This is a genomic window from Neobacillus sp. B4I6 (genome assembly GCF_050434045.1).
GTDB lineage: Bacteria > Bacillota > Bacilli > Bacillales > Cytobacillaceae > Neobacillus.
This window is the reverse complement of sequence record NZ_JBNPWB010000002.1, coordinates 3,249,900-3,265,952: the sequence shown is the minus strand read 5'-3', so window position 1 is coordinate 3,265,952 and position 16,053 is coordinate 3,249,900. Positions and strand designations below refer to the sequence as shown.

At 38.9% G+C, this 16,053-nt stretch carries 15 protein-coding genes and 1 pseudogene; 15 read left to right on the top strand and 1 reads right to left on the bottom strand.

Annotated features, from left to right (window positions below; genetic code table 11):
- The 8 genes and pseudogenes from rsmB (at nucleotide 1) to spoVM (ending at nucleotide 7,710) form a co-directional block, all read left to right on the top strand.
- The gene (rsmB, locus tag QF028_RS18175) at nucleotides 1–1,350 is read left to right on the top strand and encodes a 16S rRNA (cytosine(967)-C(5))-methyltransferase RsmB (protein WP_429467513.1); all 1,350 of its coding nucleotides are present in this window, start codon (nucleotides 1–3) and stop codon (nucleotides 1,348–1,350) included.
- A 3-nt stretch (nucleotides 1,351–1,353) separates the two neighbouring features.
- Nucleotides 1,354–2,445: a 23S rRNA (adenine(2503)-C(2))-methyltransferase RlmN gene (gene rlmN / locus QF028_RS18170; RefSeq protein ID WP_429467511.1), complete on the top strand. Its 1,092-nt coding sequence runs from the start codon at nucleotides 1,354–1,356 to the stop codon at nucleotides 2,443–2,445.
- Nucleotides 2,446–2,450: 5 nt separating this feature from the next.
- Nucleotides 2,451–3,209: a Stp1/IreP family PP2C-type Ser/Thr phosphatase gene (locus QF028_RS18165; RefSeq protein ID WP_410888175.1), complete on the top strand. Its 759-nt coding sequence runs from the start codon at nucleotides 2,451–2,453 to the stop codon at nucleotides 3,207–3,209.
- Nucleotides 3,206–5,198, top strand: a pseudogene (gene pknB / locus QF028_RS18160) (Stk1 family PASTA domain-containing Ser/Thr kinase). The gene QF028_RS18165 and the pseudogene pknB overlap by 4 nt, the downstream one beginning before the upstream one ends.
- Before the next feature lie 91 nt (nucleotides 5,199–5,289).
- Nucleotides 5,290–6,171, top strand: coding sequence for a ribosome small subunit-dependent GTPase A (gene rsgA / locus QF028_RS18155; RefSeq protein ID WP_429467509.1), 882 nt, complete (start codon nucleotides 5,290–5,292; stop codon nucleotides 6,169–6,171).
- A gap of 2 nt (nucleotides 6,172–6,173) precedes the next feature.
- A complete protein-coding gene (gene rpe, locus QF028_RS18150) occupies nucleotides 6,174–6,818 on the top strand; it encodes a ribulose-phosphate 3-epimerase (protein WP_088086347.1) in 645 nt (214 codons plus the stop codon).
- A 55-nt stretch (nucleotides 6,819–6,873) separates the two neighbouring features.
- On the top strand, nucleotides 6,874–7,521 hold the full coding sequence (locus QF028_RS18145; RefSeq protein WP_429467506.1) for a thiamine diphosphokinase: 648 nt from the start codon (nucleotides 6,874–6,876) through the stop codon (nucleotides 7,519–7,521).
- Nucleotides 7,522–7,626: 105 nt separating this feature from the next.
- Nucleotides 7,627–7,710: a stage V sporulation protein SpoVM gene (gene spoVM / locus QF028_RS18140; RefSeq protein WP_007087787.1), complete on the top strand. Its 84-nt coding sequence runs from the start codon at nucleotides 7,627–7,629 to the stop codon at nucleotides 7,708–7,710.
- A 145-nt stretch (nucleotides 7,711–7,855) separates the two neighbouring features.
- Here spoVM and rpmB read toward each other — a convergent pair whose 3' ends face one another.
- Nucleotides 7,856–8,044: a 50S ribosomal protein L28 gene (gene rpmB / locus QF028_RS18135; RefSeq protein WP_026566424.1), complete on the bottom strand. Its 189-nt coding sequence runs from the start codon at nucleotides 8,042–8,044 to the stop codon at nucleotides 7,856–7,858.
- 284 nt (nucleotides 8,045–8,328) lie between these two features.
- On the opposite strand from rpmB, the gene QF028_RS18130 reads away from it, so the two are divergent.
- The 7 genes from QF028_RS18130 to fabG all read left to right on the top strand — a co-directional run bounded on the left by QF028_RS18130 (nucleotide 8,329) and on the right by fabG (nucleotide 16,002).
- Complete coding sequence (locus QF028_RS18130; protein ID WP_088086349.1) at nucleotides 8,329–8,691, top strand: Asp23/Gls24 family envelope stress response protein; 363 nt, start codon at nucleotides 8,329–8,331, stop codon at nucleotides 8,689–8,691.
- A 37-nt stretch (nucleotides 8,692–8,728) separates the two neighbouring features.
- Entirely contained in the window at nucleotides 8,729–10,411 is a 1,683-nt protein-coding gene (locus QF028_RS18125; RefSeq protein ID WP_429467503.1) for a DAK2 domain-containing protein, read from the top strand.
- Between the two features lie 113 nt (nucleotides 10,412–10,524).
- A complete protein-coding gene (gene recG / locus QF028_RS18120; protein WP_429467500.1) occupies nucleotides 10,525–12,573 on the top strand; it encodes an ATP-dependent DNA helicase RecG in 2,049 nt (682 codons plus the stop codon).
- Between the two features lie 142 nt (nucleotides 12,574–12,715).
- A complete protein-coding gene (fapR, locus tag QF028_RS18115) occupies nucleotides 12,716–13,282 on the top strand; it encodes a transcription factor FapR (RefSeq protein WP_088086352.1) in 567 nt (188 codons plus the stop codon).
- Nucleotides 13,283–13,297: 15 nt separating this feature from the next.
- Nucleotides 13,298–14,302 (top strand): phosphate acyltransferase PlsX, encoded by a 1,005-nt coding sequence (gene plsX, locus QF028_RS18110; RefSeq protein ID WP_429467497.1) that lies wholly within the window; start codon nucleotides 13,298–13,300, stop codon nucleotides 14,300–14,302.
- 12 nt (nucleotides 14,303–14,314) lie between these two features.
- Nucleotides 14,315–15,262, top strand: coding sequence for an ACP S-malonyltransferase (fabD, locus tag QF028_RS18105; RefSeq protein WP_429467494.1), 948 nt, complete (start codon nucleotides 14,315–14,317; stop codon nucleotides 15,260–15,262).
- Nucleotides 15,259–16,002: a 3-oxoacyl-[acyl-carrier-protein] reductase gene (gene fabG, locus QF028_RS18100; RefSeq protein ID WP_215000327.1), complete on the top strand. Its 744-nt coding sequence runs from the start codon at nucleotides 15,259–15,261 to the stop codon at nucleotides 16,000–16,002. The genes fabD and fabG overlap by 4 nt, the downstream gene beginning before the upstream one ends.
- Nucleotides 16,003–16,053 lie beyond the last annotated feature (51 nt).

Genomic DNA, 16,053 nt, shown 5'->3' with positions numbered 1-16,053 from the left:
ATGACATCAACAATAAATAATGTACGGGCAATCGCAATGGATAGTTTAGTTGCTATTGAGAAAAACCAATCTTACAGCAATTTACTTCTTAATAATACAATTGAAAAACACGAATTGTCTCCTAAGGACGTCGGACTGCTAACGGAATTGACGTATGGAACCTTACAAAGAAGAATGGCACTTGACTATTATTTAGAGCCTTTTGTCAAAGATAATAAAAAGTTAGCCAATTGGGTTCATCATTTACTTAGACTAACGCTTTATCAAATGATTTATCTCGATCGAATTCCGGACAGAGCAGCGATCTACGAAGCAGTAGAAATTGCCAAAAGTCGTGGTCATAAGGGGATAGCAAGTTTGGTAAATGGAGTATTGCGGAGTATTCAAAGAGAAGGGCTCCCATCCATGGAGGAAATCACGGACCCAAACAAAAGACTATCACTTGAAACTAGCCACCCAGAATGGCTAATTACCCGATGGGTAAACCAATTTGGCTATGAAAAAACAAAAGAAATGTGTGAAGTAAATCTAACAGCACCATTGCAAACAGCTAGAGTTAATCTCACGAAAATTTCAAGAGATGAATGTGTTGCAATCTTAGAAGAAGATGGTTTTCAAATCGAGAAAAGTCCAATTATTCCTGAGGCGATCAGATCGTTAAAGGGGAATTTAGCGTCTACTATTGCTTTTAAATATGGAATGTTTACTATTCAAGATGAAAGCTCAATGCTCGCCGCCTATGCATTAGGAGCAAAGCAAAACGAATTTATCCTTGATGCTTGTGCAGCACCAGGTGGTAAAAGTACACATATCGCTGAAAAAATGGATAATACGGGAGAAGTTGTATCGGTTGATCTCCATCAGCACAAAGTCAGATTAATCAATGATAATGCCAAGCGACTAGGGTTAGAAAATATAAAAACAAGCGTTTCTGATTCCAGACAAATACAGGAAAAATTCAACAAAGAATCATTTGATCGTATCCTTCTGGATGCTCCGTGCTCGGGTCTTGGAGTAATGAGGAGAAAGCCTGATATGAAATACACAAAAACAGAGAAGGATATTGAGAGGTTAAGTACGATCCAGCAAGACTTATTAATGTCCGTATCCCCTTTATTGAAAAAGGATGGCATCCTTGTCTATAGTACTTGTACAGTAGATAAAGAGGAAAATGAATACACGGTTAAGACATTCCTAAAGAATAACCCTGAATTCGAAGGAGATTTATCATTTAAAAACAGGATGCCTGAAGCTATCCAACCATTGATTACAGGTTTTGATGTACAGATATTCCCACAAGATCTTGGGTCAGATGGGTTCTATATTGCAGTTTTAAGGAAGAAGGTGTAACAGTTGGAACAATTAAATACAACTGAGACAAACACAGCTAAGGAAATTAAGAAGAAATCAATTTATTCATTACAGCTTAACGAATTAAAGAATTGGCTGACTGAAAATGCTGAAAAGGCATTCCGTGCCGAACAAATCTATGAATGGCTTTATAAAAAACGAATTACATCATTTGAGGATATGAGTAATGTATCAAAGGGCTTAAGAGATAAGCTTGCTGGCCATTTTGAATTAACAACATTAAATACGGCGATTCAACAAACATCATCTGATGGAACCATAAAATTCCTTTTTGAACTTCAAGATGGGTACTCCATTGAAACGGTGCTAATGCGTCATGATTATGGAAACTCCGTTTGTGTTACGACACAGGTAGGCTGCCGAATAGGGTGTACTTTTTGTGCCTCTACATTAGGCGGCTTAAAAAGACACTTAGAGGCAGGAGAGATTGTCGCACAAGTTGTAAAAGTTCAGCAAACACTTGATGAAACAGATGAGCGTGTAAATTCAGTTGTTATCATGGGAATTGGTGAGCCATTTGATAATTATGATAATATGTTATCATTTTTAAAAATAATCAATCATGAAAAGGCTCTTAATATCGGAGCACGTCATATAACCGTATCAACAAGTGGTATCGTTCCGAAAATTTATCAATTTGCAGATGAAAATACACAAATTAATTTTGCTATTTCTCTACACGCTCCCAATACCGAATTACGTTCAAGGCTAATGCCTATTAATAAGGCTTATAAACTAGATGACTTAATGGAAGCAGTAAGGTATTATATCGATAAGACAGGTCGTAGAATAAGCTTTGAATATGGACTTTTTGGCGGTGTAAACGATTCAGTCGAGCATGCTGAAGAGTTAGCTATATTATTAAAAGGATTAAAATGTCATGTGAATCTAATTCCTGTAAACTATGTTCCTGAAAGAGATTATGTACGGACTCCACGAGACAAAATTTTTGCTTTTGAAAAAACATTGAAAAACCGAGGTATTAATGTAACCATTCGCAGGGAGCAAGGTTCAGATATCGCTGCAGCATGCGGGCAACTTCGTGCAAAGGAGCGGAAAGAGGAGACGAGGTGACAAAAGTGAAGGCTGTTTTTAAAACGGACCAGGGTAGAGTACGCCAGAATAATGAGGATAGTGGTGGTACTTTTGTTAATCGGGATGGACACCGACTTGCCATCGTAGCAGATGGCATGGGCGGTCACCTTGCCGGTGATGTTGCTAGTAGTATGAGCGTTACGCATCTTCAAGAAATGTGGGAGAAATCTGAAGGAATTCATACAGCAGATCAAGCCGAAGCATGGCTGAAAACCCATGTTCTCCAGGTTAATCAATTATTGTTTGACCATTCAAGAAGTCACGTGGAATGCGAAGGTATGGGTACTACTATAGAGGCAGTGATTGCTTCTGAAAATTTTACAACGATTGCACATGTGGGGGATAGTCGTTGTTATATCTTAAATGATACTGGCTTCCAGCAGCTAACTGAGGACCATACACTTGTGAATGAGTTAGTCCGAACTGGACAAATCACAAAAGAGGATGCAGAACATCATCCCAGGAAAAATTGGATATTAAGAGCGTTAGGAACAGAACAGGATGTAAAGATCGATATAAAAACGATAATGTTCGAAGAAGGAGATTTTCTCCTTTTATGTTCTGATGGGTTGTCAAATAAAGTCAACGAACAGGAAATGGTAAGTATTCTTCAAAATGAAGAATCACTTGAACAAAAGGCTTCCACATTAATTAATATTGCAAATGATAACGGTGGAGAAGACAATATTACCCTGATCATATTAGAATATGCTAATGATTTTGAATTGGGTGATGAGCAGTGATTATTGGGAAAAGAATAAGCGGCCGCTATAAAATTCTTAAAATGATTGGCGGAGGCGGAATGGCCAATGTCTATTTAGCACATGATATGATACTGGACAGAGAAGTTGCCGTGAAAATGCTCCGCCTTGATTTTGCCAATGATGAAGAATTTATTCGACGCTTTCATAGAGAAGCACAATCTGCCACAAGTCTTACCCATCCCAATATCGTTAGTATTTATGATGTGGGTGAAGAGGATTCTCTTTACTATATTGTTATGGAATATGTGAATGGGCAAACATTAAAGCAATACATAAACCAGCATTCATCACTCCGTGTAGAAAAAGCATTAGACATAATGATGCAATTAACATCTGCAATTTCCCATGCCCATCAAAATCATATTATTCATCGTGATATAAAGCCGCATAACATTCTAATTGATCCTAATGGCAGTGTGAAAATTACTGATTTTGGGATAGCCATGGCCTTAAGTGCGACAAGCATTACCCAAACAAATTCTGTGTTGGGTTCTGTCCACTATTTATCACCGGAACAAGCTCGTGGGGGAATGGCTAATCGGAAATCAGATATTTATTCACTTGGGATTGTCATGTTCGAAATTTTAACAGGCAGGCTTCCATTCTCAGGGGAATCAGCCGTTTCGATTGCATTGAAACATCTACAGTCAGAAACACCTTCTGTTAGAAGGTGGAATTCAACTATACCGCAAAGTGTAGAGAATATAGTCCTAAAAGCAACGGCAAAGGATCCATTCCATCGTTATAACAGTGTCGATGAAATGGAGGAGGATTTAAGGACGGCACTAAATCCAGAAAGAATGGATGAACCGAAGTTTATTATTCCAATTGATGATGAGGCAACAAAAGCCATTCCAATCATAACAGATGACCGTCCACATAAAAACCTTGATGAAACATTAGTGCATAGTAATGATAAAATATTGCCTGCCAAAAAGGATACACCTAATAAGGAGAAAACTAGTAAGAAAAAGCGGAAAAAATGGCCGATGATCTTAATTTCGACTTTCCTTATACTTTCCATTCTCGGACTATTAACAGTTACATTTTTACCTGATTTATTGTCTGCTAAGGACGTCAAAATACCTGACGTAAGTGGGATGGATGTTGATGATGCGATTTCTGAGCTTCAGCTCAGCGGAATAGTGGTTGACAAACAGGTTGAAATTCCTGATGATCTGGTGGCTGAAGGAAAGGTTATCAAGACCGACCCCGAAATTGGCAGTACAGTCAAGGAGAACGCAAAAGTTAATTTATATATAAGTACTGGTAAAGAAAAAATTGAGCTATCTAATTATGTTGGCCGGATATATGATGATATTTTCCGTTTATTAGAAGACAGGGGTTTTAAAGATATTTTGAAAACTGAGAAAATACGATGAGAGTGAACCAGGAACCATTATTAGCCAAAACCCTTCAGGAGGTGAAGAAATTATTCCTGAAGATACTGTATTAGAATTTGAAGTCAGTAAAGGACCTGAAATAATTGTCCTAAGGGACCTAACCGAATACAATTTAAAAGGGGCCGAGGATTATGCCTTATTAGTAGGGCTGACTTTAAATGTCTCAGAAGAAAAATATGATGAAAAAATTCCTGCGGGCATGGTAATTTCACAAACACCAAAGGCTGGAACAGAACTGAAAAAAGGCGATAAGGTATCAGTCATTATTTCAAAAGGAAAAGAAGAAAAACCGCCCAAAACGGTAGTTAAAGATATAACAATTGATTATGAACCGACTGTCCCAGTGCCAGTGCCAGGAGATCCTGTTCAAAAACAAGAGGTTTTAATCTACATCGAAGATATGAATCATAGTATGACGGAACCTGCCGAATCATTTTTTATAACTGAAACGACAAAAAAACAAATAGAACTTACTATTCCATATGGCGGAAAAGCGGGCTATAAGATTATTCGTGACAGCAAGGTGATAGCAGAGGACGTAATTAACTATCCAGAAACAGAGTGATTAATATTACTATGCTCTTTTATCCAATCAGTTAACAGAATTTTGAATGATAAGTTGATGTTTTGCGAAATGAATGACAAGGAGTGTGGCTATGCCTGAAGGGAAAATTGTTAAAGCATTAAGCGGTTTCTATTATGTTCTTGATGATGACAAGTTGATCCAATGCCGTGGTAGAGGGATATTTAGAAAGAATAAAATTACCCCCCTCGTTGGAGACGAAGTTGTTTTTCAAGCAGAAAATGACTTGGAAGGCTACATTATGGAAGTGAAGACACGAAAGAACGAATTGATTCGTCCCCCCATAGCGAATGTAGATCAAGCGATCCTTGTGTTTTCGGCTGTTGAACCAGATTTCAGTACCGTTCTTTTAGATCGTTTCCTTGTGCTAGTTGAATTTAATCGGATTGAACCGCTTATTTGTATCACTAAAATGGACCTCACAAACGATGAGCAGCAAAAGAAGATTAAGATTTATGCAGAGCAGTATTCGTCTGCAGGGTATAAAGTAATCCTAACTTCTTCCGAAACCGAAGCAGGGGTTGAACTGTTAAGTCCACACATTGATAATAAAATATCTGTTTTTGCTGGTCAGTCAGGTGTAGGAAAATCATCTTTGCTAAATGTCCTTAGACCTGATCTTGATTTGAAAACAAATGATATTTCGTCGCATCTTGGCCGTGGAAAACACACGACAAGACATGTGGAGTTAATAAAGATTGGAAATGGATTAATAGCTGATACACCAGGCTTCAGTTCATTAGAATTTACCAATATTGAAGCCGAAGATTTGACTTCATGTTTTCCTGAAATGCAAAGAGCAAGTGAGAATTGTAAATTCCGAGGATGCTTGCATGGGACCGAACCGAAATGCGGTGTGAAACATGCAGTTGAATCAGGTGAAATCCCTAAGTACCGATATGAACATTATCTGGATTTCCTACAGGAGATAAAAGATAGAAAGCCGAGGTATTAAAGATGGTAAAAATAGCACCTTCGATTCTTTCCGCCGATTTTTCGAAATTAGGTGAAGAGATTATTGCTGTTGAAAAAGGTGGAGCAGACTATATTCATGTCGATGTCATGGATGGTCACTTTGTACCAAATATTACGATTGGTCCGCTCATTGTTGAGGCCATTCGTCCGATTACGAAGCTGCCACTTGATGTACACCTAATGATTGAAAACCCTGATCAATATATTGAGGCATTTGCCAAAGCTGGAGCCGATTTTATTACCGTACATGTGGAAGCATGTCGTCATCTTCACCGCACAGTCCAAAATATTAAATCCTTTGGTATCAAGGCGGGTGTTGTTTTAAACCCAGCAACCCCCGTGGAATCCATTCAGCACATAATTGGAGACATTGATATGGTATTATTAATGTCGGTTAATCCAGGGTTCGGTGGGCAAAAATTCATACCAGAGGTACTTCCGAAAATAAGAAAAGTTAAAGAAATGGCAGAACAAAAAGGCTTAGACATTGAGATTGAAATTGACGGCGGTGTTAATTCAGAAACGGCAAAGCTATGCATGGAAGCCGGCGCAAATGTACTTGTTGCAGGTTCGGCTATTTATAATGAAGAAGATTATGCCAAGGCAATTTCGCAAATAAGAGGTTAATGATAAGAGCCAGCTTTAGCGCTGGCTTTTTGCATATGGAAAAGGAGTTAGTTTTATGATTATTAATATTCTAGCCGGAGGACCTGAAAGCCTATTACCTGATTTAACAGAGTATCTAGAGAAAGATGCAGTTTGGGTCGGAGTTGACCGAGGTGTCTATCATTTGTTAAAAAGAAATATAACTCCGGTCATTGCCTTTGGTGATTTCGATTCAGTATCATCTGAGGAATTAATGTTTATTGAAGAACGTGTAGTAGAATTGAAGAAGTATAAGCCGGAAAAAGATGAAACAGACATGGAGTTAGCCCTCAATTGGGCACTTGATCAGAATCCAAGTATGATCCGTATGTTCGGTGCAACTGGGGGGAGACTTGATCATTTATTTGCCAATGTGCACTTATTGCTGAATCAGTTCAAAGCCAAAAAATCGGCTGATATCTGCTTGATTGACCGCTATAACATCATTTTTATTAAAGAACCTGGGCACTATACAATTGAAAAAATAAACAAAAAAAAATATATTTCCTTTGTTCCTTTAACACTTAATGTCCGCAATCTCACCTTAGAAGGCTTTAAATTCCCTTTGGAAAATCGTCATATTTCAATGGGCTCAACACTATGTATTAGTAATGAACTTATTAGTGAATATGGTACTTTTTCATTTTCTGAAGGCATATTAATAGTGATAAGAAGTCACGATTAATATGCAAAACAATTTGGTACTGATTTCGTTCGTTTGAATAAAATGGTAGGGCGTTCGAAAAAAGTTGAGATGAATAAGCTGGGGAGATTTGTGAGGAGGGACAGTATGAAATTCTATACGATTAAACTGCCGAGATTTTTAGGCGGACTTGTCCGTGCGATGATTGGGGCGTTTAAAAAGAACGAATAGCATGGGTTTTTATCTAGATATTCTTTTCATTAACGAATGGCACCCGTTTAATTTGGGTGCTTTTTATTTGGTTAAATAGGGTTGTAGAGTAATTGTACTTTTTGTATATAAAGAAAAGACATCCTCAACGGATGCCTTTTCCATATTAAACGCGTTCTACTTTACCTGATTTTAACGCTCTTGCAGAAACCCAAACACGTTTAGGCTTTCCATCAACAAGAATACGTACTTTTTGTAGGTTAGCACCCCATGTACGCTTATTTGCGTTCATAGCGTGAGAACGTGCGTTACCAGTTGTTGTTTTCTTTCCAGTTACAACACATTGACGTGGCATAATGATTTCCCTCCTTAACTACCAAAAGCTTTATACAGCTATCTTTAAGATCCTCATCTGAAAAAAGAAAATTGATTGAACAAATTTTCTAGACTTGAGATACCTTAATAATTTATCATACAACTTATTTGATTGCAATAGTTACCTTTCAAGAAAAAAGCCTTGACATCCCTATTAATTAAATGCACTTATATTAAACAGGCAGGAATAACTTTCAATATTGCATTGACTATAGTAAAATGACTGTAGTCAAGGAGCAATTTTTTCAAGAGGGGGAACGATTCATGTCCATTGAATTAAAAACAAAGTTCGGACAAATTGATATTTCAAACGAAGTAATCGCGACCATCGCTGGAGGAGCGGCAATCGAATGCTATGGAATTGTCGGTATGGCCTCAAAGAATCAAATTAAAGACGGAATTACGGAAATACTACGAAGAGAAAATTTCACTCGAGGCGTGATCGTCCGCCAAGAAAATGAGGCATTACATATTGATATGTACATTATTGTTAGCTATGGAACGAAAATTTCCGAAATTGCCCACAACGTGCAATCAAAGGTTAAATACACCCTCGATAAGACTGTTGGACTTGCCGTTGACTCGGTGAATATTTACGTTCAGGGAGTTCGAGTGACGAACCCTTAAGTTTGTGTAATGAACCTCAAGTAGAGGAGGAAAGTTTGTGTCAATAACAGCTTTAGATGGAAAACGTTTTGCCGAGATGGTGATTCAAGGTGCAAATCATTTGGCTGCAAATGCAAAAATGGTTGATGCACTAAACGTTTTTCCCGTGCCCGATGGTGATACTGGAACAAACATGAATTTATCAATGACATCAGGGGCGAAAGAAGTAAAAAATAATGTTCAAGAACATATTGGTAAAGTTGGAGTAGCCCTTTCTAAAGGATTGCTGATGGGGGCTCGCGGAAATTCAGGAGTGATCCTTTCACAGTTGTTCCGTGGTTTTTCTAAGGCAGTAGAAATGAAAGCGCAAATTTCAGGGAATGATTTTGCCCATGCCCTCGAGGCTGGAGTAGAAACTGCGTATAAAGCAGTAATGAAGCCTGTTGAAGGAACCATTTTAACTGTAGCAAAGGATTCAGCTAAAAAGGGCGTACAAGCTGCCCAGAATTCAAATGATATTATTGTAATTATGGAAGAAGTTTTACAAGAAGCAAAAGCTTCATTAAAGCGCACTCCTGATCTGCTTCCAGTGTTAAAGGAAGTCGGTGTTGTCGATAGTGGCGGACAAGGTCTTGTGTTTGTTTACGAAGGATTTCTTGCGGTATTAAGAGGCGAAAAACTTCCCGATACCCCTTCTGCATCTCTTTCTATGGATGAATTGGTTAATACTGAACACCACAAAAATGTCCAAGGACATATTAACACGGCAGATATTGAATTTGGATACTGCACCGAATTTATGGTTCGCTTTGAACAGGAAAAGACAGCCAAGCATCCTTTCAGTGAAGGGGTTTTCCGAACTGACCTCAGCAAATTAGGTGATTCTTTATTAGTCATAGCGGATGAAGACGTTGTAAAAGTCCATATACATTCCGAACAACCTGGCGAAGTATTAAGCTACGGACAAAAGTACGGAAATTTAATAAATATGAAGATTGAAAACATGCGTCAACAACATACCAATATAGTTGGTGAAACACATATTGCACCCGTTGCTGTACAACAGAAGCCTCCAAAAGAGCAGCAAGAATACGGAATTGTAGCGGTTTCCATGGGAGCAGGAATTGCAGATTTATTTAGAAGTATTGGCGCCCATGCCGTAATAGAAGGCGGGCAAACGATGAATCCAAGTACGGAGGATATCGTGAAAGCTGTTAAGGAAGTTAATGCTAAAAAGGTATTTATTTTACCTAATAATAAAAACATTATTATGGCAGCCCAGCAGGCAGCCGATGTGGCAGAAGAAGATATTTATGTCATACCATCTAAAACTGTCCCTCAAGGACTTTCGGCCCTTTTAGCTTTTAATCCGTCAGCGGAACTTCACGCCAATGAGTCTGCAATGAATGATGCCCTAAAACACGTAAAGACTGGTCAAATAACCTTCGCTGTACGAGATACCCAGATTGATGGTTTAGAAATCGAGAAAGATGATTTTATGGGTATTGCTGAGGGGAAAATTGTGGTAAAGAACAAGAACAAAGGAAAAGTAGCTGAAGAATTACTTTCACAAATGCTCGCAGACGATTCAGAAATCTTGACCATCATTTATGGGGAAGACGTTAGCGAAGAAGAAGTAAATCAGCTGACACAGTTTGTGGAAGAGACTTATGAAGATGTAGAAGTAGAAATCCATAACGGCGGGCAGCCGTTGTATTCATTTATCTTTTCAATTGAATAATGAACCGCTAAAATAGAAGGGGAGTTCCCTTCTTTTTTTTGTAAAAAAGAAGTTAGAAAAAGTAAATTTAAAAAAAATCAATAGATATGGCTTAGTGGGGGAGTCGGGTAATAGTGAATCCACATCTTAATCAATCAATAACTGTCATTAAGGGAATTGGTGAAGAGACTGCTGAGATTTTTTCAGAAATGAAAATCTTTACGATACAAGATTTATTGGAATATTTTCCTTATCGTTATGAAGATTACCGCCTTCGTGAAATAACAGAGGTACAGCATGATGAGAAAGTAACAGTGGAAGGGAAGGTTCATAGCGAGCCTTCTCTTGTCTATTATGGAAGGAAGAAATCCAAACTAATGATCCGACTTTTCGTTGGTTCTCATTTAATCAAAGTAGTCTTTTTTAACCAACCCTATTTGAAAAATAAAATCATTATTAATGAAACGATAACGGTCACAGGAAAATGGGATGCCCATCGGCAAACGATCACTGCAAATGAAATGCAGTCAGGCACAAACGCCAAGACAAAGGATTTTGAGCCTGTGTACTCATTAAGAGGGAAATTAACAACAAAGGGAATACGAAAATTTATCAGCATTGCTTTCCAGCAATATGGACATTTTATTGAAGAAACACTGCCAGCAGCATTCATAAAAAAGTATCGCCTTCTTGATAGACAGGGGGCAATAGAAGCAATGCACTTTCCGAGCAGCCAAGAGGCTGTGAAACAGGCACGAAGGCGCATTGTTTATGAAGAATTTCTTATGTTTCAACTAAAAATGCAGGCCTTAAGGAAATTTGAACGGGAACATTCCCCAGGAATTTGCCAAAACTATAACGTTACTCAGGTAAAGGGTTTTATCAATAGTCTTCCATTTCCGTTAACAAATGCTCAATCACGGGTTGTCAATGAATTGTTAGCGGAACTAAAATCACCCCTACGCATGAATCGATTGTTGCAAGGGGATGTTGGTTCGGGGAAAACTGTAGTGGCTGCAATTGGTTTATATGCCAGTGTAACAGCAGGTTACCAAGGTGCTCTAATGGTACCAACAGAAATTTTAGCAGAGCAACATGCGCAAAGCTTAAAAAGCATGCTAGAACCTTTTGATGTCAGATGCGAGCTTTTAACGAGTTCTATTAAGGGTAAACGGAGAAAGGAAATCCTTCATGAACTGGCAGAAGGAAATGTTGATCTATTAATTGGTACGCACGCTCTCATACAGGATGAGGTCACATTCAAAAGACTCGGTTTTGTCATTACCGATGAACAGCATCGCTTTGGGGTCGAGCAGCGAAGAGTGCTCAGGGAAAAAGGCGAGAATCCTGACGTTCTTTTTATGACTGCGACACCGATTCCACGAACACTTGCAATCACGGTGTTTGGTGAAATGGATGTTTCTATTATTGACGAGATGCCAGCTGGCCGAAAATCAATTGAAACTTACTGGGCAAAGCCGGAAATGCTTGAGCGTGTACTTGCCTTTGTTGAAAAAGAATTACAAAAAGGACACCAAGCCTATGTAATTTGCCCGCTTATTGAAGAATCAGAAAAGCTTGATGTCCAAAACGCAATCGATGTATTTAATACTTTAAGCCAATACTTTCAAAACCGTTATAAAGCAGGTCTTATGCACGGGCGTTTAAGTTCGGAAGAAAAAGACTCCGTAATGAAGTCGTTTAGTACCAACGAAGTACAGGTGCTTGTCTCAACTACAGTTGTTGAGGTTGGTGTTAATGTTCCAAATGCGACCATGATGGTTATTTATGATGCTGAAAGATTTGGCCTGTCTCAGCTTCACCAGCTTCGTGGACGTGTTGGACGTGGCAGCGATCAATCCTACTGTATTTTGCTTGCCAGTCCTAAATCAGAAGTGGGCCAAGAAAGAATGCGGATCATGACAGAAACAAACGATGGATTTGTTCTAAGTGAAAAGGATTTAGAACTCAGAGGTCCTGGCGACTTTTTTGGCAGAAAACAAAGCGGTGTTCCTGAATTTAAGGTTGCAGATATGGTTCATGATTATCGGGCACTAGAAACAGCGAGAAGTGATGCGATGATGCTTATCCAATCAAAAACCTTCTGGACTGCGGAAGAATATCAATTTTTAAGAAAAATGCTTGAAGAATCAGGTGTATTAGAAGGGGAAAAGCTTGATTAATAAAGTTTTTTTCCCTTTAAATGAATTCCAGAATAAAAAAAGCAGATGCTATGTATAAAAAACAAACTCTTGCAATCTGCTAATTCAAATTTTATACTACTATTAGTACCTAGTCATAAGATCTCGGACGGTGTAAAAATTCATGAGAAAAAGTAAAAAAGAGCGCCAGCAATTGTTAACCTCGACAATAAAAGATAATCCATTTATTACTGATGAAGATTTAGCTGAAAAATTCCAAGTAAGTGTACAAACAATCCGTCTTGATCGGTTAGAATTATCAATCCCGGAACTACGGGAACGAATTAAGACTGTTGCTGAAAAACGATTTGATGATGAGGTCCGCTCCCTACCGCTTGAAGAAGTCATTGGTGAAATTATTCATATAGAATTAGATCAAAATGCCATTTCGATTTTTGATGTAAAAAAAGAACATGTGTTTATTCGTAATAACATTGCCCGTGGTCATCATGTATTCGCACAGGCAAATTCCCTAGCAGTAGCTGTCATTAACGATGAATTGGCGTTGACAGCAAAGGCGAATATTCAATTTAAGCGTTTAGTAAAATTAAATGAGCGTGTCATAGCCAAGGCAAGAGTAACAAAAATCGATGGGAACTTAGGCAGAACAAGTGTCGAAGTGACAAGTTTTGTAAATAATGAACTTGTTTTTACCGGAGAATTTGAAATGTACCGTTCGAAAAATCGGTAAAGGATGAGGAAAAAAATGAACCTAGCAATTGATGCAATGGGCGGCGACAATGCTCCAAAGGAAATCGTTTTAGGCGCACTAAAAGCTGTACAAGCATTTTCTGATATACATATTACCCTTGTCGGGGATGAAAATAAAATTAAAGAAACGTTAACTGATCATGAACGGATTTCTGTTATACATACAACCGAAGTGATTCTCGGAACAGACGAGCCTGTAAAAGCAGTTCGCCGCAAAAAGAATGCTTCCATGGTGCTAGCGGCCCAGCAGGTAACAGATGGATTGGCAGATGCATGTATCTCTGCAGGAAATACAGGTGCCTTAGTCGCGGCAGGCCTTTTTGTGGTTGGCAGGGTAACTGGGATTCACCGCCCGGCCTTAGCACCAACGCTTCCGACCATTGGCGGCGAAGGCTTCCTTTTACTAGATGTCGGGGCCAATGCTGAGGCCAAACCAGAGCATCTATTGCAATATGCATTGATGGGTTCCATTTATAGTGCAAAAGTAAGAGGAATTACACAACCAAGAGTGGGTCTATTAAATATTGGCACAGAGGAAAAGAAAGGGAATGAACTTACCAAGCAGGCCTTTGAACTATTAAAAACGGCTAATATCAATTTTGTCGGTAATGTGGAAGCAAGGGATTTACTTGATGGTGCAGCTGATGTAGTTGTTACCGATGGATTTACGGGTAACATGGTGTTAAAGACGATTGAAGGAACGGCACTGTCCATGTTTAAAATGTTAAAAACGGCTTTAATGAGCAGTTTTACAAGTAAGCTAGCTGCCGCTGTGTTAAAACCGAATCTTAAAACTTTAAAGAATACAATGGATTATTCCGAATATGGCGGTGCTGCACTGTTTGGTTTAAATGCACCTGTAATTAAGGCTCACGGATCTTCGAATGGGCAAGCTATTTTTAGCGCCATCCGGCAAACGAGGGAAATGGTAAGTAACGATGTTGTTGGATTAATTAAAATGTCAACAGAAGAAGCGAGTATTGCCAAAGTAGAACGGTAAAGGAGTATTGAAATGAAGAAAATAGCATTTGTGTTTCCAGGGCAAGGGTCACAAGCCGTCGGGATGGGGAAAGAGTTAGCAGAGAAACACTCCGAGGTAATGGATTATTTTAAGAGAGCAGATGAAAAGCTTAACACTCAACTGAGTAAACTTATATTTGAGGGACCAAAAGAAGAATTGACAATTACCTATAATACACAGCCAGCCCTTTTAACAACAAGTATTGCTATATTGGAATACTTCCAAAAATCTGGGATTAAAGCTGATTTTGTTGCTGGACACAGTTTAGGTGAATATACGGCCCTTGTTGCAGCGGGCACCTTTACTTTCGAAGAAGGGGTGTATGCTGTTAGAAAACGAGGCGAATTTATGGAAAGTGCTGTACCTAACGGGGAAGGATCGATGGCTGCTGTGCTGGGTCTTGATCGCACTCCGCTATCAAATGTGACGGCAGAAATCAGTGATGCTGGTTTTCCTGTGTCCTTAGCAAATTTAAACTGCCCAGGTCAGATTGTAATTTCAGGTTCGAAAAAAGGGGTAGAACTTGCAGCCGTGAAAGCGAAAGAAGCAGGGGCAAAAAGAGTGCTTCCATTAGAAGTAAGCGGTCCTTTTCATTCCGTGTTAATGAAGCCAGCAGCAGTTCAATTGCGTGAAGTATTGGATGAAATTGAAATGAGGGATGCTAGGGTCCCAATCGTAGTAAACGTTTCTGCTGAACCAATCAGTTCTGCCTCAGAAATTAAGGATAAGTTAATTGAACAACTTTATTCCCCGGTACAATGGGAAGACTCCGTTCGAAAAATGATTGATTTGGGTGTCGATACATTCATTGAAGTGGGTTCTGGGAAAGTTCTATCAGGCTTAATCAAAAAAATTGATAAAACAGTGTCAACGTATTCTGTATCGGACGAGGAAAGCGCACAAGCTGTAATAGATGCGTTAAAGGAGGAAAGACTATGAATCTTGAAGGAAAAGCAGCCCTTGTAACAGGTGCATCAAGAGGTATTGGCAGAGAAATCGCTCTTGAACTTGCACGACAAGGAGCAAATGTAGCGGTTAATTTTTCCGGCAGTGAAGCCAAAGCAAATGAGGTTGTTGATGAAATAAAGGCACTTGGGAGAGAGGCATTCGCTGTAAAATGTGATGTTTCAAACTCAGGAGAAGTCGCAGAAATGGTTAAGGGAACGATAGACCGCTTTGGGAAACTTGACATTCTCGTCAATAATGCGGGTATTACCAGAGATAATTTATTAATGAGAATGAAAGAAGAAGAATGGGACGACGTAATTAATATCAATCTTAAAGGTGTCTTCCTTTGTACAAAAGCAGTAACAAGACAAATGATGAAGCAACGGGTAGGACGCATCATTAATATTGCATCGATTGTTGGTGTAAGTGGGAATCCAGGACAGGCAAACTACGTGGCGGCAAAAGCTGGGGTCATTGGTTTAACAAAAACAACGGCTAAAGAGCTGGCATCTCGCAATATTACCGTAAATGCCATTGCACCAGGCTTCATCACAACGGATATGACCGAAAAATTACCTGAAGATGTAAAAACAGAAATGTTAAAACTGATTCCTTTAGCAAGATTAGGAGAGCCTAAAGACATCGCCAAAATCACCGCATTCCTTGCTTCTGATGATTCTGCCTATATCACAGGGCAGACACTTCATATTGATGGCGGCATGGTAATGTAATTTTAATAAAAACAAGGTGTATTATTTTGTTGAAATACTCTATAATAGCTT